This window comes from Trinickia sp. Z7, from assembly GCF_056498045.1.
On the sequence record NZ_JAUEQW010000008.1, the window covers coordinates 172629 to 193437 of the forward strand.

The following is a 20809-nucleotide window of genomic DNA, read 5'->3' on the forward strand; positions in this document are numbered from 1 at the left end:
CACACTCCTCCCCGGAGGCAGCGCGCGGCCGAGGAGGCGATGCCTCGGCGCTGGTAACATTGGCGCTACGCCGGCTGCCCCGATCGCCCATCCGCCGCATTTCTGCGCGAATCGTCCGGGGCGCGGCGCGCACGTCCCGCACGGGTCTCGATACAGGAAACCGGACATCACAGAATCGCCGAGATGAAAAATCACATCCTGGAAGGCCAAACATTGGATTGGCTCCTCAGTTCGGCGGCCGACGCACTGATCATCGTCGATCCGGACGGTCGAATCGCGCTTGCGAACCCGCCCGCCGAACGCCTGTTCGGCTATCCGAAACAGGGCTTGAACGGGCAGATGCTCGAGATGCTGATGCCCGAGCGATTCCGTTCCGCACATGTCACGGAGCGCACGAACTTCTTTTCGCAACTGCGGGCGCGTCCGATGGGCGTGGGCATGGAGCTGCGCGGCCAGCGCAGCGACGGCGCCGAGATCCCGATCGAAGTGAGCTTGTCGCCGCTCGAGACCGATCGCGGGTTGCGGCTCGTCATGGCGACCATTCACGACGTCTCGCTTCGCAAGCGCGCGGAGCAAGCCGTGCTCGACAGCGAGGCGCGCATGCGCGCCGTCGTGGATACGGCGGCCGACGCGATCATCACGCTGCACGACACGGGCGCGATCGAGAGTGTCAATCCACGCACGGAGCAGCTTTTCGGCTACAAGCGCGAAGCCCTGATCGGACAAAACATCGCGCTGTTGATGCCGGCGCTGTCGGGCACGTTATCGGATGACACATTGACCAATGGCGCCCGCCGCGAGCTGGCCGGGCGGCGCGCGGACGGCTCCGAACTGCCGGTCGAGCTGTCGCTTTCGAAGTTTCGGCTGGGCAATCACCGGATGCTCGCAGCCGTCGTGCGCGACATCACCGAGCGCAAGGAAAGCGAAGAGCGGCAACGCGTCTTGATGCAGGAAATCACGACGGCGAACGAAGAGCTGACCAACTTCGCGTACGTCGTATCGCACGACTTGAAAGCGCCGTTGCGCGGCATCGGGTCGCTGGCCGATTGGTTGTCGCACGACTACGCCGATAAATTCGATGCCGAAGGCCGCGAGCATATGCGCTTGCTGATACGCCGCGTCCACCGCATGAGCGCGCTGATCGACGGGATTCTCGAATATTCCCGCGCGGGCCGAATCAAGGAGACTTCGACTTGGGTGGATCTGAACGCGTTGGTGCGCGAGGTCGTCGACCTGCTCGCGCCCCCCTCGAACGTCGAAATCATCGTCACGCGACCCTTGCCCACCGTGCTTGCGGATAAAACGCGAATCCAACAAGTTTTTCAGAATCTATTATCGAATTCGATCAAATACATGGATAAGCCGGCCGGCCAAATCCGAATCGAGTGGGTCAAGCAAGAGCGCGCCTATCGGTTTTCCGTGGCGGATAACGGGCCCGGCATCGAACAACGGCACTTCGAGCGCATCTTTCAGCTGTTCCAAACGCTGACCCCTCGCGATCAAGTCGAAAGCACGGGCGTTGGTTTGGCGCTCGTGAAAAAAATCGTGGAAATGTACGGCGGGCATGTGTGGCTGGAGTCGGTGGTGGGTGCCGGAAGCACCTTCTTTTTCACGCTGCCCCAGCACACCCCCGCCATGTCGATGGAGAACAAAGCATGAAGATAATGAATCAACCCATCCTGGTCGTGGAAGACGACGACGTGGATGTCATGACGATACAGCGGGCATTCAAAGAGATCCGCGTCACGAACCCGGTCGTTCGCCAGGAAAACGGCGAGATGGCGATCGACTACCTGCGCGATCCGAGCAACGCCTTGCCGTGCATCATTCTGCTCGACCTGAATATGCCCGTCATGAGCGGCATCGAATTTTTGGAGATCATCAAGGCCGACGAAAACCTGCGACGCATCCCTGTGATCGTGCTTACGACGTCCAAGGAACAGGAAGACAAGATCAACAGCTTCAATTTCAGCGTGGCCGGTTACATGGCCAAACCCGTCGATTACCGGCACTTCGTCGATGTCATGCGCTCGATCGACGTCTACTGGTCGCTCAGCGAGCTACCGGGATGATCGCGCGCCGCCCTCCCTCGATCCGCACGAAGGCCTGACCGTGTCGCGAGAAACTCGAATCCTGCTCGTGGAAGACGATCTCGTCGATCGCATGGCGTGCAAACGCGCCTTGGCCGCCGATTCCGCACGCCGGTACGTGGTGTTCGAAGCGGAGACGGGAGAGCAAGGGCTCCAATTGGCGATGGAGCAGCGGCCCGATTGCATCTTGCTCGACTACAACCTGCCCGATCACACCGGTCTCGAATTCCTGGCCGCCCTGGCGGGCGACGACGGCGAAGTCGCCATCCCTGTCATGGTCCTGACCGGCGGCAGCAATGCAGCGCTGGCGGTGGAATTGATGCGCCGCGGGGCGCGGGACTATCTGACGAAGGACGCGGACCGGCGCTACCTCGAGCAAGTACCGGCGGCCATCGAACGGATGCTGAACGCTCAGCGGCTGATCGAAGCCAAACGCGAAGCGGAAGCGAAATTTCGCACGCTGGTCGAGCAAATCCCCGCCATTACCTATATTTGGTCGTCCGAGCACGGCCGGCTCGAGTACGTCAGCCCGCAAATCGCCATGCTCGGATACACCGCCGACGAATGGGTGCTCGGGCCGTCGTTTCACGAAGCTCATGTCCACCCCGACGATCGTCGGCGCGTGCAAGAAGCCGTCGCGCTCAGCCGGGCGAGCGGCGCGGCGCTCAGCATCGAATACCGCTTGTTCGCGAAGGATCGCGAGATCCTGTGGGTGCGCGACGAAGCGCAGACGATCCATGACGGTTCGGACCATCCACCCGTGCAAGGCATCTTGCTCGACATCACGCAGAGCAAGCTCGCCCAGGAAACGTTGCAGCAATCGCAAGCCGAGCTGCGCTCGCTCGCGGCGCACCAGGAGAACATCAAAGAAAACGAGCGCAAGCGCATCGCGCAAGAAATCCACGACGAACTCGGCAGTCTTTTGACCGGCATCAAGGCGTATGTCTCGGTCTCCGTGGAACGCTCGATCCAAGCGGGAGGAACGGCCGATCCGCTGCTCGTGGACGCAACCCGCTTGGCGGAGGAAGCCCTGGGAGCCGTGCGCCGGGTCATCACGGATTTGCGGCCGAGCGTCTTGGATCAGTTGGGCGTGTGGGAGGCCATGAGGTGGTACGCCAACCAGATACAGACGCGCTCCGATCTCATTTGCGACTGCTCGATCGACACGGCTTTATCGACGTTCGCCATCGACGCCGACCTCAGCACGATGCTGTTCCGAGTCGTGCAAGAGGCGCTGACGAACGTCGTACGGCATGCGGGCGCCTCGTGCGTATCGGTGCGCGCCGAAGCGCACGACGGCGAATTCGTGGTGGAAATCAAAGACGACGGCATGGGGTTCGCCGGCGAGGATTCCGCCCGCGGCCAAACATGGGGCATCCTCGGCATGCATGAACGGGCCCGGCATTTCGGCGGCAGCTTGACGATATCGGGGCGCGCGGGACAAGGCACCACGGTCGAGCTGAGGGTGCCGATGGGGAATATACATGGGCATTGAAACCATCAAAGTCTTGCTCGTCGACGATCACACGGTGGTGCGCAACGGCGTGCGGCTCATGCTGAGCTCCGCGAGCGACATCGAAGTGACGGGTGAGGCGGCGTCGGCGCAGGAAGCCGTTCGCGCGGTGGATGCGCAACGGTTCGACGTGGCGCTCGTGGACATCGCGCTACCCGGAAAGAACGGGCTCGACCTGCTCAAAACGCTCCGCGCCGCGCATCCGCAACTGGCGGTCTTGATCCTCAGCACATACGCGGAAGACATCTACGCCATGCGGGCGCTCAAACTGGGCGCGGCAGGGTACCTGACCAAGGACAGCTCGGCGGCCACGCTCGTCGAGGCCGTGCGCAAGGCTTCGAACGGGGGCAAGTACGTGAGCCCGTCGCTTGCGGAAAAGTTTGCCAGCGCGATGAGCGGCCAGCCGCCGTCCTCGCACGAAGTCCTGTCCGATCGCGAATTGGAGGTGCTCAAGTTGCTCGCACGCGGCGAAAGCCTCGTCAACATCGGCGAGCAACTGCATCTGAGCCCGAAGACCGTTACGACTTACCGCTCGCGCATTCTCGACAAAATGCACCTGGGCAGCAACGCCGAGTTGACGCGCTATGCGCTCGAGAACGGGCTGTTGAATTAACGTCGCGGCCTAGCCGCGGTGGGCCGCCACGGGCCGCCGCTGCGCTCGTCCAGCTTGGCGCGAACGGCCAACGGCCGGCGGCCGAGTCGTTCGCGCGGCGTACCGTTAGTACATCTTGCGCGGCGGCGTCTGCCGTTTGAGCCGCGCTCGCTGCCGGGACACCGCGCTCGCCAGTTTCCGTTTGCGCTCGGACGTCGGCTTCTCATAGGCGCAACGCGCCCTCAACTCCTGAATCAAACCGGTTTTCTGGATTTCTCTGCGAAAGCGCCGAAGTGCGACTTCAACGGGTTCATTCAATTTCAAAACGATTTTGGTCATAGGTACCTTCTAGAAAATCTCGTGGGATGCCGGCGCACTGCGCATCGCGCCCTGTTGCGCAAGCGAACGAAGCTTATCGCCGACGCCGCCTCGCGCGGGCCGCCGCCGCGGCTCGGCTGCCGTTACGACTGCATCCAGTTTTCGCCGTTGTGCTCGTCGATGATGGCTTGGCCGAACGCGACCGAAGCGCGGCGCGCGGCGCCCGTGCTCAGAAAGGGCGCACTGTCGTTCAGCTTGAACGTATCGCTGAAGACCGAGGTCGTATCGGCATCTCGCAGACAAATTCTCACGGCGGCGTCGAAACCGCTGTCGTAGTTACGACTCGATCCGGCCGTCGTTTCCGAATGACAGTAGATCAAAGGGTAGATTTCAAAGCCGCGGTACACGTGCATGCTCATGGCAGACTCCTGGCAATCATTGAAAGTGATGCCGTCGATGGTGAGCGGCTGCCGGCGCGCAGGCGCCGAGGCAGGCTAAGGACGAGGGGGAGGTCGAACTATCGACGGCGAGAACGCGCGTGCCAACAAGTAGCGATCGATGCGGCCTGTGAGCGGGGAGGTGAGCTTCGAACCCGGTCGCAGACCATCATACTCCGGTCGCACAGCCCCGGCGCGAGCCGCGGATTTATATTTTCCCTCGGCTCGCAACGCCCCCTGCTACGAAACGGCGTGAAAAATGGGGCGCCCCGCACCCTCCGTTCCATATGGGACAAGCGATCGCACGCCGTCCCCATGAAATCATCGCGCCCAACCCATCCGCCGCACCGACGGCCGAAATCGCCCCGCCCCAGAGAAATCGCTTGACCGATCCCCCGGCAGCACGTACATTCCGTCACTCAAGTCTTCAAGAAGCGCGATTGTTGCTCATCATTGGCCGCACGTACTGCGGTACTCGTTGTCCTCTCCCTCCTTGATTCTTTTTTTCGCGCACGCTTAGCGGCGCATCTGTTCATTTGTCTTCATTGAAGGATTTTCATGGATACCGGTATCGTCAAGTGGTTCAACGACAGCAAGGGTTTTGGTTTTATTTCGCCTGACAGCGGCAAGGACGACCTGTTCGCGCATTTCTCGGAAATTCGCGCCGACGGCTTCCGCACGCTCGTCGAAGGCCAGCGCGTCAGCTTCGAGACGAAGCAAGGCCCGAAGGGTCTGCAAGCGTCGAACATCAAGCCCCTCTGATTCGCCTGCGCACCTCCTCCTGGGGCGCGACGGAGACGATCGGCGGCAACGCATCCATCGTCTCCGGCCTGCCGGCGCAATCGCGCGCCGGCAGGTCGTCTGCAACGCATTCCCCCGCTTCATCGCTCATTGCCACGCTTCACGGCTGGCGTCCGTCCATGCGCAAGCCGGAAGGATGCACCGGTGTCGTGATGCTAGGCGGCCTCGCCGCTTCGTGGCATCGCAGCCGCCGTTTCGCGTTCGTGCGTCTCTCGTCGTGCTTTCAACATTGTGCGCATCAGCCGGTTGCCGCTACGCGGCAGGATTGGTTGCGCGATGCGCGTCCCACCATTCAATCTACGCAGTAACCGGAGGCCTCAATGGCAAAAGAAGAATTGTTGGAATTGGACGGCGTCGTCGATGAAGTGCTGCCTGATAGCCGTTATCGCGTGACGCTCGAGAACGGCGCCATCGTCGCCGCCTATGCCTCTGGACGCTTGCGCAAGAACCACATCCGCATTCTCGCGGGCGATCGCGTCAGGCTCGAGTTGTCGATGTACGACCTCACCAAAGGCCGTATCAACTATCGGCACAAAGACGAGCGGGCAACGACCGCCGCATCGCGAACACGTTTCAACCGGCGTTGATGGACGCGGGACGCGGCGCGAGCCACGTTCCCGCCCAGATCATGTTCGAACGTAACCCTATCGTTCGACGGGAACCCTTGACTACCATGCGCCCAAACACTTTATTCATTTATGCAATCACTCACCAACCATTATCGCGGTTACGCGATTTCCCCTTCCGCCCATCGTCTGGCTGACGGCAGTTTTTCCTCGAACCTCGTGCTTCGCGGGGCCGACGATGAAGCCAGTACCTACGAGTTCTACTCGTTGGAATATTTCGGCAGCAAAGAAGCCGCCTTGCATTACTCGAGCCGCTGGGCTCGCGAGTGGATCGATAACCGGGGCTGATCCCCCAGCCGCGTTCTCGGTTCTTCTGGCGCCACATCATCGGTGAACCGGAACGGTTCGTCGGCAACCCCACCTCGCACCTATATCGTCTGCCCGCGCATGCCACGTTAGCCGCGCCAGGCGAGCCAGCCGTTTCAAACACCTCTCGCTCCACCATGACGGGAGCACGCGTCACAGAGCCGCCGATCGCGCGGGTTGCAAAAACGCACCGGGTGCAGGTCTCAGAGGCAGTCCGGTCCCGTCAGCGTGTAAACTTCGACTCTTTTGACTTTCGTCGTATGGTGCAAGCCCCTCAGCGCACAGCCATAAGTGGCCCGACCCTGATTCGCTTACTTGCGCGACTGACAGTTGCCGATGTTCCCGACGCCCGTCCCGCTTTGCCGGACCGGCTGAGCCAGTGGCTCGACTGGACCGACGCGATCAAGCTGTCCACCGCGCTGAACGGCAATCCACCGGTCATCGCCCCCGGCCCGAGCGGCGACGCCGCGGCGGCCGCGGACGACGCCGCTCGCGTGCGCGCCACGTTAACGCGCGCCATCGCCCACGACAGCGTATTCGCCACGTCCACGCGGGGGCGCTCCAACACGAGCGCCCCCGCTACGCTCGACGCTCCGGTCGATTACGCGTCGTTTCGCCAGCGATATCAGCTCCTGCAGCGGGAGATGGGAACGGCGATCGGCAACCTGCGCGAACGCCTGCGCGTGACATTGGCTGCCGCAACGCCTGCCATGGCGCGACTGGCGATGGTGGACGCCGTCATGGAGCGCGCACTCGCGCCGCGCGAGCAAACGCTGCTCGCGAATGTGCCGCTGTTGCTCGCGGGGTATTTCGAGCGTTTGCGCCAGGCCGCGCAAGAAGCGCCGGCCGGCGCGGCAACCGGCGCCCCGGCCGATACCTCGGGCGACGGGCCGTGCATCGCACCGCACGCGTGGCTCGATGCATTGCGCAAGGACGTGCAAAACGTTTTGCTCGCCGAGATGGAAGTCCGTTTTCAACCGATCGAAGCATTGCTCGCCGCACTTCGCACTAGCTAGCTAACTGGCTCACTATGCCCAGACATCTGATCAACCTCATCGTGTTCGTGGCGGGTCTTGCCGTCGTTTGTTGGGTCGGCGCCGGCTATGTCGCCTCCAACCCGCTGGCGCTTGCCGCCACGCTGCTGGTAGGCGTGTGTTACATCGTCGGCGCATCGGAACTGCGACGCTACAGCCAAGCCACCGATACATTGACGCGCACCGTCGCCGGCCTGTCCGAACCGCCTGCCAGCCTCGGCGCCTGCCTCGACTCATTGCATCCGAGCTTGCGCAACGCGGTGCGCTTGCGTATCGAGGGCGAGCGTGCGGGGCTGCCCGGCCCGGCACTCACGCCGTACCTCGTCGGACTGCTCGTGCTGTTGGGCATGCTCGGCACGCTGCTGGGGATGGCGGCAACATTGCGCGGCACCGGAATGGCGCTGGAGAGCGCGGCGGACATCCAAGCGATACGCGCTTCGCTCGCCGCGCCGGTCAGAGGGCTGGGCTTTGCGTTCGGCACCTCGATCGCAGGCGTGGCCGCCTCCGCCATGCTCGGCTTGCTCAGCGCGTTGTGCCGGCGGGAGCGGATGGAAGCGGGCCGCGCGCTCGATACCAAAATCGCCACGACGTTGCGCGCGTTTTCGCCCGCGCATCGGCGCGAGGAATCGTTCAAGCTGTTGCAGCGTCAAGCCGAGATGATGCCCGCGTTGATCGACCGTCTACAGACGATGATGGTCACCATCGAGCAACAGAGCTCGGCCTCGAACGCACGACAACTTGCCAGCCAGGACGCCTTTCACCGCGATGTCGAAACGGCCTACGTGCGTTTGGCTTCGTCCGTCGAACAATCGTTGAAGCGCACCGTCACCGATAGCGCGCGGGCCGCGGGCGCGGCGTTGCAACCCGTCGTCGAAGCCACGATGGCGGGGCTTGCGCAAGAAAGTGCCTCGTTGCATCGCGCCGTCATGCAAGCGGTGGAGCGACAGCTTGCGGGGCTCGCAACCGGGTTCGAGACATCGACGCAGAAAGTGGCGGGTATCTGGAACGATGCACTGGCCGCTCATCGGCACTCGAACGAATCGCTCTCGCAACACCTGACGCACTCGCTCTCACGCTTCACCGAAACCTTCGAGCAACGCTCGGCCAACCTGGTGCAAGACGTCGCCGAACGCTTGGACGCCACGGCAGGCCGTCTCTCGGGCGCGTGGACGGAAGCGCTCACGCACCAGGAACGTGTCAACGAAACGCTAGCCGAGCGCAACCGGGAAGCCTTGGCCGCCGCCGCGGCGACCTTCGAGCAACATGGCGCAGGCTTGCTGCACGCCGTCGATCAATCGCATGCCCAGTTGCAAGCGCAATTGGCGTCTCAGGACGAACGGCGCGTGGCAGCGTGGGCCGAGACGCTCGGCTCGATGGCGGCCGAGTTGAGTCGGCAATGGGAACGGGCCGGAGTGCGCACGGCCGAGCGCCAGCAGGAAATCTGCGATGCGTTGGCGCAGACCGCGCGCGACATTTCGGCCAACATGCAGGCGCATACCGGCGAGACGATTGCCGAGGTCGCCCGGCTCGTGGACGCCGCCGCACAAGCTCCGCGGGCCGCGGCCGAAGTCGTCGCCGAATTGCGCCAGAAGCTCTCCGAGAGCATGGTGCGCGACACCGCGATGCTCGAAGAACGCAGCCGTTTGCTCGAAACACTGGAAACGCTGCTCGGCGCCGTCAATCACGCCAGCACCGAGCAACGGTCGGCCGTCGATGCGCTGGTTGCCACGTCGGCTGGGCTGCTCGACCGGGTCGGCGCGCACTTCGCCGACAAGGTCGATACCGAAACCGCAAAACTAGGCGCCGTCGCGGCCCAAGTCGCCGGCAGCGCCGTGGAAGTAGCGAGCTTGGGCGAGGCGTTCGGCATGGCCGTGCAACTGTTCGGCGAGTCCAACACCGAACTCGTGACGCACCTGCAACGTATCGAGGCCGCGCTCGACAAGTCGCTTGCTCGCAGCGACGAACAGCTTGCCTACTATGTGGCGCAAGCGAGAGAAGTCGTCGATCTGAGCGTGATGTCGCAGAAGCAGATCATCGAAGACTTGCAACAGCTCGCCGGACAGCGCGCGTTAGCCGGAGCGAAAGCGGCATGAGCGAAGAGATCGACGACGCCCTGTCGCACGCGGTGCCGGTATGGGCCGCCTTCGGCGATCTGATGTCGGTCTTGCTGGGCGCCTTCATGCTGATCCTCGTGTGCGTCGTCGGCGCACAATTGGAGCTTTCGTCCCGGCTCGAACACGAAGTCAAACAGCGGCAAATGGAAACCCAGCGCCGCGAAGCGCTCGAGCATGCACTGGCCGGCCCGCTCGCGGCCGGACGCGTGACGCTCGTGAACGGGCGCATCGGCATCAACGGCAGCGTGCTGTTCGCGCTCAATTCCGATCGATTGCAACCGGAGGGCCGCGAACTGCTGAAAAGCCTGGCCGGACCACTGTCGAACTATCTACAAGCCCGCGATGAGATTCTGATGGTGAGCGGCTTTACCGACGACCGGCAGGTGCGCGACGGCAACCGGCGCTTCGCCGACAATTGGGAGCTGTCCGCGCAGCGCGCGCTGACGGTGACGCGCACTTTGATCGATGAGGGCGTGCCCGCCTCGTCGGTATTCGCGGCCGCATTCGGCTCGCAGCAGCCGGTCAGCTCGAACGCCGACGATGCGGGGCGCGCCAAAAACCGGCGCGTGGAAATCGCGCCCGTGCCGAAGCCATCCACCGCGACGGCACGCCATGAGTAGCGGCGCAATGCAAGCGCAGGCGGTGCTCGACGCATGGCGCGCGCAAGGCGCCGACCGCATCGACCCGGTCCGCTTTCGTTTCATCGAGGCATTGGCGCGGCGTGCGGCAAACCGCAGCGGCGAAGTCCGCCATCTCATCGACAACAAGCTGTCCGCATTGCTGGAAGCATATCGGCGCGAGATCGAGCGGGCGGCGGCGTCGCCCTCCCTCCATGATGCGACGGCATTATCCGGGTGCAAACCCGCGCGCGGCCGGCTTGCCGTGCTGACCGACGCACTCGCAAGCCACGCGCAGGCGCGCAGCGACAGCCAGGCGCCCGAGCGTGCCGCGCCTGGGGCATCGTCGTACCCAGAGCTGCCGATGCTCGATGAGTTACGGGCACTATGGTCCGGCATCAGCGCACGGAAGCAGTTGCGGCAATCGCTCGCGCAGGTACCCGGAAACGCAGGTCCGCTCAATTCGAGCAGCCTCGTGCATCGCGCCCTGTCGCTGATGCACGACCTCTCTCCGGGGTATCTGCAGCAATTTCTCTCGTATGTCGACGCCTTGTCGTGCCTCGAATCGATGGGCGGCGCCGTGACGGCGAGCAAGCAAGCGCCGCGCGCGGAGAAAGGGGGCGAGACGCCTGCCAGGAAGCGCCGCCGCAGCGGCAGCAGGGGCGGCTAGCGAGCGCGGCATCCCCTGTGCGGCGAACTCACGAGCGCCGCGCTTCGCTTCGCCGCTTCAGCGGTGCATCGTCTGCCGCCGCGGCGCGCTCCCGCCCCATCCAATCCTCACGTTGTGACATAAATCAAAGCAAGACTGCGCGGCCCGCGACATCATTGTTTTCAGTGCAAGACTGCACGGCGGGTGGCGTCCATCGCAGGCTATCCATGATCGATCCGGTCTAACTCGGGCGGCGTGACTCATTCGCGGGCGGAACAATGATTAGGAACGAGCATGAGCAAGCCGTTGAACGACTGGGATCCAACGTCGGATCCTGTCCTGCGAGATCAGATCGCCGCATATGACGCGATGCGGCGGCACTGCCCCGTTGCTCACAGCCGTTACCTGAAATGGTCCCTTTTTCGGCACGACGATGTCATGCGCGTGCTGAACGACCCGCACACGTTCAGCAATGCCGCATCGGGTCACTTGGCGGTGCCCAACGGCATGGACCCGCCCGAACACGAACGCTATCGCGCGATCATCGATCCGTATTTCGACCCCGAGCGCATGCGCACGTTCGAACCCGCTTGCCGCGATGTGGCGAGGGAGCTCGTCGACGCTTTGAACAAGCCGGGCGAAATGGAATTCATGTCCGGATTCGCACAGACGTTCGCGATACGGGTCCAGTGCGAGTTTCTCGGCTGGCCGCGAACGCTGCAGGCCCCGCTGCTCGAGTGGATGGGGCTGAACCAGACAGCCACGCTCGCGGGCGACAAGGAGGCGATGGGACGCCTCGCGGTTCAGTTCGACGGCCATATCCGCGCATTGCTCGACGAACGGCGCGCGTTGGGCGAGCGAGCACCCGATGACCTCACGACACGCTTATTGAGGGAACGAATCGGCGCGCGCCCGCTCTCCGATGCGGAGATCGTCAGTATCCTGCGCAATTGGACCGTCGGGGAACTGGGAACGATCGCTGCCTGTGTCGGCATCCTCGCTCACTACGTCGCCGCGCACGCCGATGTTCAGCACGACCTTCGCGCATGCCCCCATCTACTGCCGAAGGCCATCGACGAGATTTTGCGGATCCACCCGCCGTTCATCGCCAACCGCAGAACGCCCACGCAAGCCGTGTCGATCGGGGGGCGCACGATCGCGGCAGGAGACCGGCTCACGCTGATCTGGGCCTCGGCCAATCGCGACGAAGCCGTGTTCGGCAACCCCGACGAGTTTCGATTGGATCGCGACCCCGCCGACAACCTGCTGTACGGCGCGGGTATCCACGCTTGTCCGGGCGCACCGTTGGCTCGGCTCGAGTTGCGCGTCATGATGGAAGCCCTGCTGGCGGGCACGACGAAGATCGGCCTCGCAGGTTCCGGCAGCGCCCCCGTGAACGCCGTTTATCCGGCGGCCGGTTACTCCACGTTGCCGCTATCGATCGAGTGAGTCGTGCCAGCTTGGCAGCGCCGTCGGCACGCGCCCGGCTCGAGGCTGGAATCCGGCGATGGCAAGAACGCCCTGCGCTGCCACCCGTTGCCAGAGGTGGGCGAGGATGGCACAAGACCGGACTCCACGTCGTTTATATATATTTCTCATCCATCTTTTATCGGAGCATCAGAACAATTAGAGGGCCAAAACATCCCTATTTATGCCAAATACTTCATATGACATGGCTGTGAGGCTTCCCCGTCTGAGTTGCCCGGCCACCATAATTGATATATTGTACGTATGTTTTTAAGCAGCGCCATCCGGCCCCCCGCCCATTCATCCGGTCATCCCTGGCCGGCGCGGGAGCCCAGGCGTCATCGACCGAAGCGAGGCAGAACCCGTGCGCAAAGTGAAATCCGACAACGTCCTCGTCAAGCCTGCACCATCGTTCGATGAGCCGCTCGAAATGCTCAAGGCCTGTCATGAGCGCATTGCCGCGCAGTGCGCGACGCTCGAAAAGCTGGCGGCTCACCTCCTTTCGCACGGCGCGGACGAGCAAGCGCAACAGGCAAGCAAAAACATCATGCGCTACTTCGACGTCGCGGGTCCGCATCATCATGCGGACGAGGAAGACGATCTTTTTCCGCTGTTGCGCGAGAGCGCCCGGCGTCGCGGCTCGCCGATCGGCGAAAGGATCGAAGCGTTGCTGGACGAGCATCGCGAGCTCGAAGCGGCCTGGGCGCAGTTGCGCCCCGTGCTCGCCGATATCGCCCAGGGCCTCGCCACGCCGCTCGAGCGCGGTTTGGCGGACCGGTTCGTGAACGCATATCGCAATCACATGGCCTTCGAGGAGAGCGAAATCCTGCCGCTTGCGCAAGCATGGTTGGATCACCGGCAACTGGCCAAGCTCAGCGCGGCCATGGTGGCTAGGCGCACAGTCACGCCCAAGTAGCGGTTGCGATGGCGAGAGGATGCGCGTTATACACTGCGAGAACGCCAACCGAATCCCCGCCGCATCCCCCTATTCGCCGCCTCATGCCGCCACTCGACGCTGCCATTCTATCGACCGCCCGACTCAAGCTTCGCCCGCTCGGCCCGCAAGACGCCACCCCGCTCTTCGTCATGTACTCGGACGCGCAATTCATGCGCTACTGGTCGTTTCCGGTCATGAGGCGCTTCGAGCAAGCCGTCGACTACGTCGCGCGCCGCGTGCAAGGCTCCGGCGCGGACATCGAGATCGTCTGGGCCATCGAACTCGAGGCGACGCGCGAAGTGATCGGCATATGCTCGCTGTTCAACCTGGAGATGGCGTCCACGCGCGCCGAGATCGGCTTCGGCTTGCAAAACGCGTTCTGGGGCAAAGGCTACATGAGCGAGGCGGCGCGCGCCGTGATCGATTGCGCGTTCGACGTCTTGGGCCTGCATCGCCTCGAAGCCGAAACCGACCCGCGCAACGTCGCATCGGCCCGGGTGCTCGAGCGCCTAGGCTTTGTGCGCGAAGGACTTTTGCGCGAACGATGGATCATCGACGGCGAGATCTCCAATAGTGTGATCTATGGTCTGCTGCGGACGGACAGGCGCTAGGCGGTAGGCCGCCGGCGAGCGCGCGCTCGCGTCGATCGCCGCACAGGCATGCCGCCTGCGACAGCCCGAAGCATCACGGTACGGGTCCGCTCGAGGGTCGATCGATGGCTTCATTCTGGTTGAGTCGTTTGCCGCGCGAAGCGCGCCGGGAGGGCGCCTGCGCGGTCGATGCAGTGCAACACTTCGGCGATGACCGCTGTTCGACCATGGCCGCCGGCATCGCCTTTTTTTCGGCGTTCTCGCTGGCCCCGATGCTCGTCATGGTGATTGCCGTGGCCGGCTGGTTCTTCGGGGCGAACGCCATTCGCGGGCAGATCTTTCAAGACGCCCACCTTCTGATCGGCGACGAGGCCGCCGCGGCGGTCCAAATGATCGTCGCCAACGCGCGCTCCCATAGCGGCGCGGGCGGGACCGCCGCATTCGTGTCGTTCGTCGCGCTCGCGCTCGGCGCATCCGCGACATTCGCCTCGCTCAATACGGCGCTGTCCATCGTTTGGCCCGCCGATGCATCGCAACGCGTATCCAGCGTCATTGCGCTCGTCAAAGTCCGGTTGATCTCGTTCGGTCTCGTGCTCGGCGTGGCCTTTCTCGCCATCGTCTCGCTCGTGCTCGATACGGTCGTGACCTTCATCGGCGACTGGCTCTTGGGCGGCACGCCTTTCGTGGTGATCGGCGACATCCTGCAGCTCGTCCTGGGCGTAGTCGTGCTCGCCTTCTCGTTCGCCGCCTTGCTCAAGTTCCTGCCCGATGCGCACGTCGCATGGCGCGATGCGCTCACCGGCGGCATCGTGGCCGCATTGCTGTTCACCGCCGGCAAGAAGCTTTTCGCGATTTACTTGGCCCACGCCGGGCTCGCCAATGCGTTCGGCGCGGCGGGCTCGCTCGCCGCTTTATTGATGTGGCTGTACTTTTCCGCCGCCGTGCTATTACTCGGCGCCGAATACGCGGCGGCGCGCGGGCGCCAGCGTCTGCAATCGGCCGCGCGCATGCGGCGTAATAAGCCAGATGATTAGTTTCGGCCGCCGGCGGCCATATTTCGACAAACTTGTCTACCCGTCACTCGGGCACCGGCACCGAACCGAATGTCGCCTTACCGTGCAAGCCGCACCGAAGTGCGCCGAGCCGCGCCCACTTTGGGCAGGCGGCCACTCACCCGAGCCGCCAATATTGGGCGTCATGCACGGCCGCGGGGAAAATTTGCACAATTGCGTCACAGTTTTGCGCTTTCGCTAATTTAGTATTTCAAATGCGGCAATAATTCACACCCCACTCGATAGCCACTATTGGCTTGCTCTAATCCCGGCGTGTTTCGTTTTGGCGACAACGAATAAATTTCCGTTCTGCCTTTCAACTCCATTGCGCTATTCTCCTTCCCGCAACAGTCTAATAACGTTTCGCGTGGAGAAATGATGAAAAAAATCGCTTTGTCAACCCTCTCGCTCGCGCTGCTCGGTGCAGCCGGCGCTGCTCATGCGCAAAGCAGCGTGACGCTGTACGGCGTGATCGACACGTCGCTCACGTACGTCCATAACGCATCGGGCAATCAACATCTGTGGGCGCTCGGCAATGCCAGCGGCGGCGATTTGGCCGGCACGCGTTGGGGCATCAAGGGCCAAGAAGACCTGGGCAACGGTCTGGCCGCGATCTTCCAATTGGAAAACGGCTTCGATCCGTCGAACGGCCGTAACCTGCAAGGCAACCGCGAATTCGGCCGTCAAGCGTTCGTCGGCTTGACGAGCTCGCAGTTCGGCACGGTGACGCTCGGCCGCCAATACGACCCGGTGGTCGACCTGGTTCAAGCCATCACGGCCGATAACTACTTCGGCAGCGCGTTCGCCACCCCGGGCGATGTCGATAACTACGACAACAGCTCGCGCACGAACAACGCGATCAAGTTCCAATCGATCTCGTACGCCGGCCTGCAATTCGAAGCTATGTACGCGTTCGGCGGCGTTGCCGGTTCGACCGGCGCCGGCCAAACCTGGTCGCTGGCCGCGGCTTACAACAACGGCCCGCTCGGCCTGGCTGCCGGCTACTTCCACGCCGACAATTCGAACACGCTGGCAAACGGCCTGCGCACCGGCTGGAACAGCACGTCGGATGGCACGTTCGATGCCAACATCAACAACTTCTACGCCACGGCCAAGTCGATCGGCATCGCACGCCTGGCCGCGCAGTACACGGTCGGCCCGTTCACGATGGGCGCGAGCTACAGCAACGCACAGTACAAGCCCGATGGTTTCTCCGGGTTCGGATCGAGCGAGAAGTTCAACGTCGGTCAAGGCTTCTTGAACTACCAAGCCACGCCGGCGCTGCTGCTGGGTCTGGGCTACACCTACACGAAGTCGAGCGGCGATACGTCGGCCACGTATCACCAAGCTTCGTTGGGCGCGGATTACTCGCTCTCCAAGCGCACGGACGTGTACCTGGTCGGCGCCTATCAGCACGCCAGCGGTCAGACGCGTAACCCGGACACGGGCGCCGTGACGAACGCGCAAGCGTCGATCGGCTCGTACGGCTACAACGGCACGAGCTCGCAAGAACTCGTCGCTTTGGGCCTGCGCCACAAGTTCTAATCGACAGCGCAGCTAGTTAGCAGTACGAAGTACCTCGAGCCAGCCGGGTCCGCCCGGCTGGCTTTTTTCATGGCTGCTCGGCGACGGCCTCGGGCCGCTTTAGTTTTAGTGCAAGTACTCCAGGAAGCCGCACGCATGCGAAATGAATTTGAAAGGGATATGCCTCGGACGCTTCATATGCACATGGTCCAATGCGCCGTTCTTCCGAAAATAACCACCGTTGGCGGCGGCTTCCTCGCTCATCATCCCCACGGGAAGGGGTGACGGCATCTGCGTATGGGGAGCTCGCGGCAACGACAATTCAGGAGCTCGTCCCCATGCTTCGCCGTACGCTTGTTCCCATTGCAGTAGCCGTCGCAGCACTCGGCGTTCTCGCCGCATGCGGCAGTTCGAACGATACGCCGGCGGCGTCTTCGCTTTCGGTGCAAAACGCGGCCGCGACCGCGACGCCGATCAAACACGTAGTCGTGATCTACGGCGAAAACGTCTCGTTCGATCATTACTTCGCCACCTATCCGAATGCGACCAACCCGACGGGCGAACCGGTGTTCACGGCCGCGGCCGGCACGCCGAGCGTCAACGGCTTGAGCGGCACGCTGCTGACCGCCAACCCGAACGCGACCAACGCGGCCAACGGCGCCGGCGCGTCGAACCCGTTCCGCCTCGATCGCACGCAAGCGGCGACGGCCGACCAGAACCACGCTTATACGGCCGAAGAGCAAGCGTACGACAACGGCCTCATGGACCTCTTCCCGAAATATACGGGCCGCGGCACGAGCGGCGGCGCCGGCGCGTTCGGCACGACGGGCCAGGTCATGGGCTACTACGACGGCAACACGGTCACTGCGCTGTGGAACTACGCGCAGAACTATGCGATGAGCGACAACGCCTTCACCGATACGTACGGTCCGTCCACCCCGGGCGCTCTCGAAGCGATCGCCGGGCAAACCAACGGCATGCAGATCGTGAAATCGTCGCGCAGCTCGTACTACGTGGCCGACGGTCAAGGCGGCCTCACGATGATCAACGACGTCGATCCGGGCTCGGACGTGTGCTCGAGCACGACCGACCAAGCCATGATGACCGGCAAGAACATCGGCGACCTGCTCAACGCGAAGAACATCACGTGGGGCGGTTTCATGGGCGGCTTCAACCTATCGACGACGAACGCCAACGGCACGACCGGTTGCGCGCGCAGCACGACCTCGACGGTAGTGGGCGCGGCGACGGCCGATTACATCCCCCACCACAACTGGTTCCAGTACTACGCTTCTACGGCCAACCCGCAGCACTTGCGGCCCGCGTCGATGGCGGCAGTGGGCTACACGACGGCGCCCGGCGCGACGACGGCCGACCCGGCCAACCACCAGTACGACTCGGACGATTTCTTCGCCGCGGTGAAGGCCGGCAACTTCCCGTCCGTGAGCTTCCTGAAGGCGCCCGCTTATCAGGACGGCCACGCGGGCTACTCGGATCCGCTCGACGAGCAAGCGTTCGTGACGAAGGTGGTGAACTTCCTGCAGCAGCAGCCCGACTGGAAGAACACCGCCGTGCTCGTGGCCTGGGATGATTCCGACGGTTGGTACGATCACGCCTACGTGCCGCCTACCTCGGCCTCGTTCTCGAGCGCCGACATGTTGAACGGCACGAGCGTGTGCGGCAGCGGCACCGCGCCGCTCGGCGTGAACGGCCAGCCCGTGAACGGCCGCTGCGGCCCGGGCACGCGCATCCCGTTCCTCGTGATCTCGCCGTACGCGAAGAAGAACTACGTCGATCACACGGCCATCTCGCAAGCGTCGATCGTTCGCTTCATCGAGGACAACTGGCTCGGCGGCCAGCGCATCGGCAGCGGCTCGTTCGACGCGACGGCGGGCGGCATCAACGGCATGTTCGACTTCTCGAGCGCCGCGCGCACGACGCCGCTGTCCCTCGACCCGAACTTGGGCACGCAGGTGAGCACCGCTCCGTAGTACGTCCTGCGAAGCAGAGATCGCCGAGCATCGGGTCGGGTCGAGTCAAGACGCGACACGGATACGACACGAGCCGTTTGCTCGGCCCTCGCTCCTCCACAGCCCGGCAACGGGCTGTGTTCTTTTGCCAGCTAGCCCCTTCGACACGATGCAACCGCTCGATTCAGCCCTGCCGAACCCGGCCGCCGATGGCCGCCACCCCGCCGTGCGCAGCCGCATGATGGTGCGCACGCTCGCACTCGGTCTTCTCGTTGCCGCCACCGGCGCCTGCGCCTGGGCCTTCGCCTACCCGGAGCACACGCCGTCCGCCGTCGGCGAAATCGTCGAGCGCTTGACGGGCGCGAACCCGCACCCCGTTCATCTGCAACGCCCGCAAACCGCGCCGCTCAGCGCAATGGCGCTGCTAGGCAAACGCATCTTCTTCGATCCCAGCCTGTCGGCGTCGGGCAAGCTTTCGTGCGCTTCGTGTCACAGCCCCGCGCACGCGTATGGGCCACCCAACGCGCTGCCGGTCCAGTTCGGCGGTCCCGCGATGACGCTGCAAGGCGACCGCCCTCCGCCTTCGTTGATGTATCTCTACCGCCAGCCGAATTTCAGCATCGGCGCCGAGCCAGCAGACGCCGATACGCCCGCCGATTTGGCGCAGCAAGCAGCGCAAGCGTCGGGCGCCACGCTCGCGCAAAAGAGCGCCGGCAGCGCGCCTGCCGCGCCGGCGATGGTTCCCCAAGGCGGCATGTTCTGGGACGGGCGCGCCGACACATTGCAAGCGCAGGCCCTCGGCCCGCTGCTGAACCCCGTCGAGATGGCCAATACGAGCGAGGACGCGGTTGCTCGCAAATTCGACAGCGGTGCATACCGCGACGTGTTCTTGCAGTTGTTCGGGCCGCAGGTTTTCAAGAATCCGCGCTTGCTGTTATCGGAAGCGATGTTCGCCGTTGCGCGCTATCAAGTCGAAGATCCCTCGTTTCACCCGTACTCGAGCAAATACGATTACTGGCTGGAAGGACGTGCACGACTGACGCAGGCAGAGCTGCGCGGCCTGCGGCTATTCAATGATCCCAAGAAAGCGAACTGCGCCGGCTGTCATTTGTCGCAACCGTCGCGCGACGGCCAGCCGCCGATGTTCACGGATTACGAATACGAAGCGTTGGGGGTGCCGCGCAATACCGCGCTGGCCGTCAACCGCGACGCCAACCATTACGACATGGGATTGTGCGGCCCGCACCGGACCGACCTGGCGCAGCAGACACAGTACTGCGGCATGTTCCTCACGCCGACGCTGCGCAATTCGGCCACCCGTCATGCGTTTTTCCACAACGGCGTTTATCGCTCGCTCGAGGACGTGCTGACGTTCTATAACCTGCGCGATGTCGAGCCGGGGAAAATCTACCCGCGCGACGCCCAAGGCCATATCGCGCAATACAACGATCTGCCGGCCAAATTTCACGGCAACATCGACAAGGCCGATGCGCCGTTCGATCGCAGGCCGGGCGATGCGCCGCCGATGACGGACGCGGATATGAAAGACATCGTCGCCTTCCTGCAAACGCTCACCGACGGTTATACGAGCGAAGGCAAAACGCACTGAGCTCCGGGCCGAATTCGCCGCTCCAATGAATAAACCCCGCAAAGGCGCTCGGCCTTTGCGGGGTTTTGTTTTGCCGAAGCGGACTTAGCCTGCGGCCGCGTCTTTCAGCTTCTTCAGCGGGCGCGCCTTGATGCGCACGCTGGCCGGCTTGGCCGGGAACCAGCGCTCTTCACCCGAGAACGGGTCCTTGCCGAAGCGCCGCTTCTTGGCCGGCACCGCTTGCACCACGATCTTGAGCAAGCCCGAGAGCGTGAACTCGCCCGCGCCCTTCTTGTGAACCGCGCCGAGGATCGTGTCTTCGAGCGCGGCCAAGACGGCCTTGACGGACTTCGGCTCGACCGATGCACGCTCCGCGAGGTGAGCAGCCAGCGAGGCCTTCGTGAAGGTGTCCTTGATCGGCGACGCAGCGCCGGACGCCTTCACGGCGACCTTCTTAGCCGCGGCATTCTTCGCGGGAGCTTTCTTGGCGGCTGCTTTTTTTGCCGGAGCGGCGGCAGCCTTTTTCGCAACCTTCTTTGCGGAAGTCGACATGTTTCTCCTACCTATGGGTCGTTGAACGCACG

General features: G+C 63.5%; 21 protein-coding genes. 18 read left to right on the forward strand and 3 right to left on the reverse strand.

The annotated features are described in order from the left end of the window. Positions 1-183: 183 nt before the first annotated feature. Genes QQS38_RS15940 through QQS38_RS15955 form a run of 4 tightly spaced genes read left to right on the forward strand, consistent with a single transcriptional unit; the run spans position 184 to position 4216 of the window. Complete coding sequence (locus QQS38_RS15940) at positions 184-1659, forward strand: sensor histidine kinase (RefSeq protein WP_479646341.1); 1476 nt, start codon at positions 184-186, stop codon at positions 1657-1659. Next, entirely contained in the window at positions 1656-2072 is a 417-nt protein-coding gene (locus QQS38_RS15945) for a response regulator (RefSeq protein ID WP_479646342.1), read from the forward strand. Before QQS38_RS15940 ends, QQS38_RS15945 begins: the two co-directional genes overlap by 4 nt. Positions 2073-2112: 40 nt before the next feature. Then, positions 2113-3585: a sensor histidine kinase gene (locus QQS38_RS15950; protein WP_479646343.1), complete on the forward strand. Its 1473-nt coding sequence runs from the start codon at positions 2113-2115 to the stop codon at positions 3583-3585. Next, positions 3575-4216: a response regulator gene (locus QQS38_RS15955; protein WP_479646344.1), complete on the forward strand. Its 642-nt coding sequence runs from the start codon at positions 3575-3577 to the stop codon at positions 4214-4216. Before QQS38_RS15950 ends, QQS38_RS15955 begins: the two co-directional genes overlap by 11 nt. Positions 4217-4321: 105 nt before the next feature. On the opposite strand, the gene rpsU is transcribed toward QQS38_RS15955, so the two are convergent. Together rpsU and QQS38_RS15965 are read right to left on the reverse strand one after the other, a co-directional pair. Beyond that, the gene (gene rpsU, locus QQS38_RS15960; protein WP_277428341.1) at positions 4322-4534 is read right to left on the reverse strand and encodes a 30S ribosomal protein S21; all 213 of its coding nucleotides are present in this window, start codon (positions 4532-4534) and stop codon (positions 4322-4324) included. A 122-nt stretch (positions 4535-4656) separates the two neighbouring features. After that, positions 4657-4932, reverse strand: a complete 276-nt coding sequence (locus QQS38_RS15965; protein WP_479646345.1) for a hypothetical protein — start codon at positions 4930-4932, stop codon at positions 4657-4659. Positions 4933-5508: 576 nt separating this feature from the next. Here QQS38_RS15965 and QQS38_RS15970 point away from each other — a divergent pair. The 14 genes from QQS38_RS15970 to QQS38_RS16035 all read left to right on the forward strand — a co-directional run bounded on the left by QQS38_RS15970 (position 5509) and on the right by QQS38_RS16035 (position 20246). After that, entirely contained in the window at positions 5509-5712 is a 204-nt protein-coding gene (locus tag QQS38_RS15970; RefSeq protein ID WP_277428343.1) for a cold-shock protein, read from the forward strand. 359 nt (positions 5713-6071) lie between these two features. After that, positions 6072-6338 carry a translation initiation factor IF-1 gene (gene infA / locus QQS38_RS15975; protein ID WP_277428344.1) on the forward strand — a complete coding sequence of 89 codons (267 nt, stop codon included), beginning with the start codon at positions 6072-6074 and terminating at the stop codon, positions 6336-6338. 111 nt (positions 6339-6449) lie between these two features. Continuing rightward, positions 6450-6665 carry a hypothetical protein gene (locus tag QQS38_RS15980; protein WP_479646346.1) on the forward strand — a complete coding sequence of 72 codons (216 nt, stop codon included), beginning with the start codon at positions 6450-6452 and terminating at the stop codon, positions 6663-6665. 278 nt (positions 6666-6943) lie between these two features. Then, positions 6944-7699 (forward strand): DUF3348 domain-containing protein, encoded by a 756-nt coding sequence (locus tag QQS38_RS15985; RefSeq protein ID WP_479646347.1) that lies wholly within the window; start codon positions 6944-6946, stop codon positions 7697-7699. Between the two features lie 14 nt (positions 7700-7713). Beyond that, the gene (locus QQS38_RS15990) at positions 7714-9810 is read left to right on the forward strand and encodes a DUF802 domain-containing protein (RefSeq protein ID WP_479646348.1); all 2097 of its coding nucleotides are present in this window, start codon (positions 7714-7716) and stop codon (positions 9808-9810) included. Then, entirely contained in the window at positions 9807-10451 is a 645-nt protein-coding gene (locus tag QQS38_RS15995; RefSeq protein ID WP_479646349.1) for an OmpA family protein, read from the forward strand. The genes QQS38_RS15990 and QQS38_RS15995 overlap by 4 nt, the downstream gene beginning before the upstream one ends. Further along, complete coding sequence (locus QQS38_RS16000) at positions 10444-11118, forward strand: DUF2894 domain-containing protein (protein ID WP_479646350.1); 675 nt, start codon at positions 10444-10446, stop codon at positions 11116-11118. The genes QQS38_RS15995 and QQS38_RS16000 overlap by 8 nt, the downstream gene beginning before the upstream one ends. A 273-nt stretch (positions 11119-11391) precedes the next feature. After that, complete coding sequence (locus QQS38_RS16005) at positions 11392-12546, forward strand: cytochrome P450 (RefSeq protein WP_479646351.1); 1155 nt, start codon at positions 11392-11394, stop codon at positions 12544-12546. A 382-nt stretch (positions 12547-12928) separates the two neighbouring features. Then, complete coding sequence (locus QQS38_RS16010) at positions 12929-13480, forward strand: hemerythrin domain-containing protein (RefSeq protein WP_479646352.1); 552 nt, start codon at positions 12929-12931, stop codon at positions 13478-13480. Positions 13481-13563: 83 nt separating this feature from the next. Then, the gene (locus QQS38_RS16015; protein ID WP_479646353.1) at positions 13564-14112 is read left to right on the forward strand and encodes a GNAT family N-acetyltransferase; all 549 of its coding nucleotides are present in this window, start codon (positions 13564-13566) and stop codon (positions 14110-14112) included. A 104-nt stretch (positions 14113-14216) separates the two neighbouring features. Then, positions 14217-15125, forward strand: coding sequence for a YihY/virulence factor BrkB family protein (locus QQS38_RS16020; RefSeq protein ID WP_479646354.1), 909 nt, complete (start codon positions 14217-14219; stop codon positions 15123-15125). Positions 15126-15521: 396 nt separating this feature from the next. After that, entirely contained in the window at positions 15522-16688 is a 1167-nt protein-coding gene (locus QQS38_RS16025) for a porin (protein WP_479646355.1), read from the forward strand. Between the two features lie 317 nt (positions 16689-17005). After that, complete coding sequence (locus QQS38_RS16030) at positions 17006-18658, forward strand: phospholipase C (protein WP_479646356.1); 1653 nt, start codon at positions 17006-17008, stop codon at positions 18656-18658. Between the two features lie 148 nt (positions 18659-18806). After that, positions 18807-20246: a cytochrome-c peroxidase gene (locus QQS38_RS16035; RefSeq protein ID WP_479646357.1), complete on the forward strand. Its 1440-nt coding sequence runs from the start codon at positions 18807-18809 to the stop codon at positions 20244-20246. An 84-nt stretch (positions 20247-20330) separates the two neighbouring features. On the opposite strand, the gene QQS38_RS16040 is transcribed toward QQS38_RS16035, so the two are convergent. Further along, positions 20331-20777 (reverse strand): HU family DNA-binding protein, encoded by a 447-nt coding sequence (locus tag QQS38_RS16040; protein WP_479646358.1) that lies wholly within the window; start codon positions 20775-20777, stop codon positions 20331-20333. Positions 20778-20809: the final 32 nt, after the last annotated feature.

Bases quoted from the DNA above. Each gene is read 5' to 3' on its own strand.
- QQS38_RS15940 (WP_479646341.1), top strand. From the start codon at position 184: ATGAAAAATCACATCCTGGAAGGCCAAACATTGGATTGGCTCCTCAGT.
- QQS38_RS15945 (WP_479646342.1), top strand. From the start codon at position 1,656: ATGAAGATAATGAATCAACCCATCCTGGTCGTGGAAGACGACGACGTG.
- QQS38_RS15955 (WP_479646344.1), top strand. From the start codon at position 3,575: ATGGGCATTGAAACCATCAAAGTCTTGCTCGTCGACGATCACACGGTG.
- rpsU (WP_277428341.1), bottom strand. From the start codon at position 4,534: ATGACCAAAATCGTTTTGAAATTGAATGAACCCGTTGAAGTCGCACTT.
- QQS38_RS15965 (WP_479646345.1), bottom strand. From the start codon at position 4,932: ATGAGCATGCACGTGTACCGCGGCTTTGAAATCTACCCTTTGATCTAC.
- QQS38_RS15970 (WP_277428343.1), top strand. From the start codon at position 5,509: ATGGATACCGGTATCGTCAAGTGGTTCAACGACAGCAAGGGTTTTGGT.
- infA (WP_277428344.1), top strand. From the start codon at position 6,072: ATGGCAAAAGAAGAATTGTTGGAATTGGACGGCGTCGTCGATGAAGTG.
- QQS38_RS15980 (WP_479646346.1), top strand. From the start codon at position 6,450: ATGCAATCACTCACCAACCATTATCGCGGTTACGCGATTTCCCCTTCC.
- QQS38_RS15985 (WP_479646347.1), top strand. From the start codon at position 6,944: ATGGTGCAAGCCCCTCAGCGCACAGCCATAAGTGGCCCGACCCTGATT.
- QQS38_RS15990 (WP_479646348.1), top strand. From the start codon at position 7,714: ATGCCCAGACATCTGATCAACCTCATCGTGTTCGTGGCGGGTCTTGCC.
- QQS38_RS15995 (WP_479646349.1), top strand. From the start codon at position 9,807: ATGAGCGAAGAGATCGACGACGCCCTGTCGCACGCGGTGCCGGTATGG.
- QQS38_RS16000 (WP_479646350.1), top strand. From the start codon at position 10,444: ATGAGTAGCGGCGCAATGCAAGCGCAGGCGGTGCTCGACGCATGGCGC.
- QQS38_RS16005 (WP_479646351.1), top strand. From the start codon at position 11,392: ATGAGCAAGCCGTTGAACGACTGGGATCCAACGTCGGATCCTGTCCTG.
- QQS38_RS16015 (WP_479646353.1), top strand. From the start codon at position 13,564: ATGCCGCCACTCGACGCTGCCATTCTATCGACCGCCCGACTCAAGCTT.
- QQS38_RS16020 (WP_479646354.1), top strand. From the start codon at position 14,217: ATGGCTTCATTCTGGTTGAGTCGTTTGCCGCGCGAAGCGCGCCGGGAG.
- QQS38_RS16025 (WP_479646355.1), top strand. From the start codon at position 15,522: ATGAAAAAAATCGCTTTGTCAACCCTCTCGCTCGCGCTGCTCGGTGCA.
- QQS38_RS16030 (WP_479646356.1), top strand. From the start codon at position 17,006: ATGCTTCGCCGTACGCTTGTTCCCATTGCAGTAGCCGTCGCAGCACTC.
- QQS38_RS16035 (WP_479646357.1), top strand. From the start codon at position 18,807: ATGCAACCGCTCGATTCAGCCCTGCCGAACCCGGCCGCCGATGGCCGC.
- QQS38_RS16040 (WP_479646358.1), bottom strand. From the start codon at position 20,777: ATGTCGACTTCCGCAAAGAAGGTTGCGAAAAAGGCTGCCGCCGCTCCG.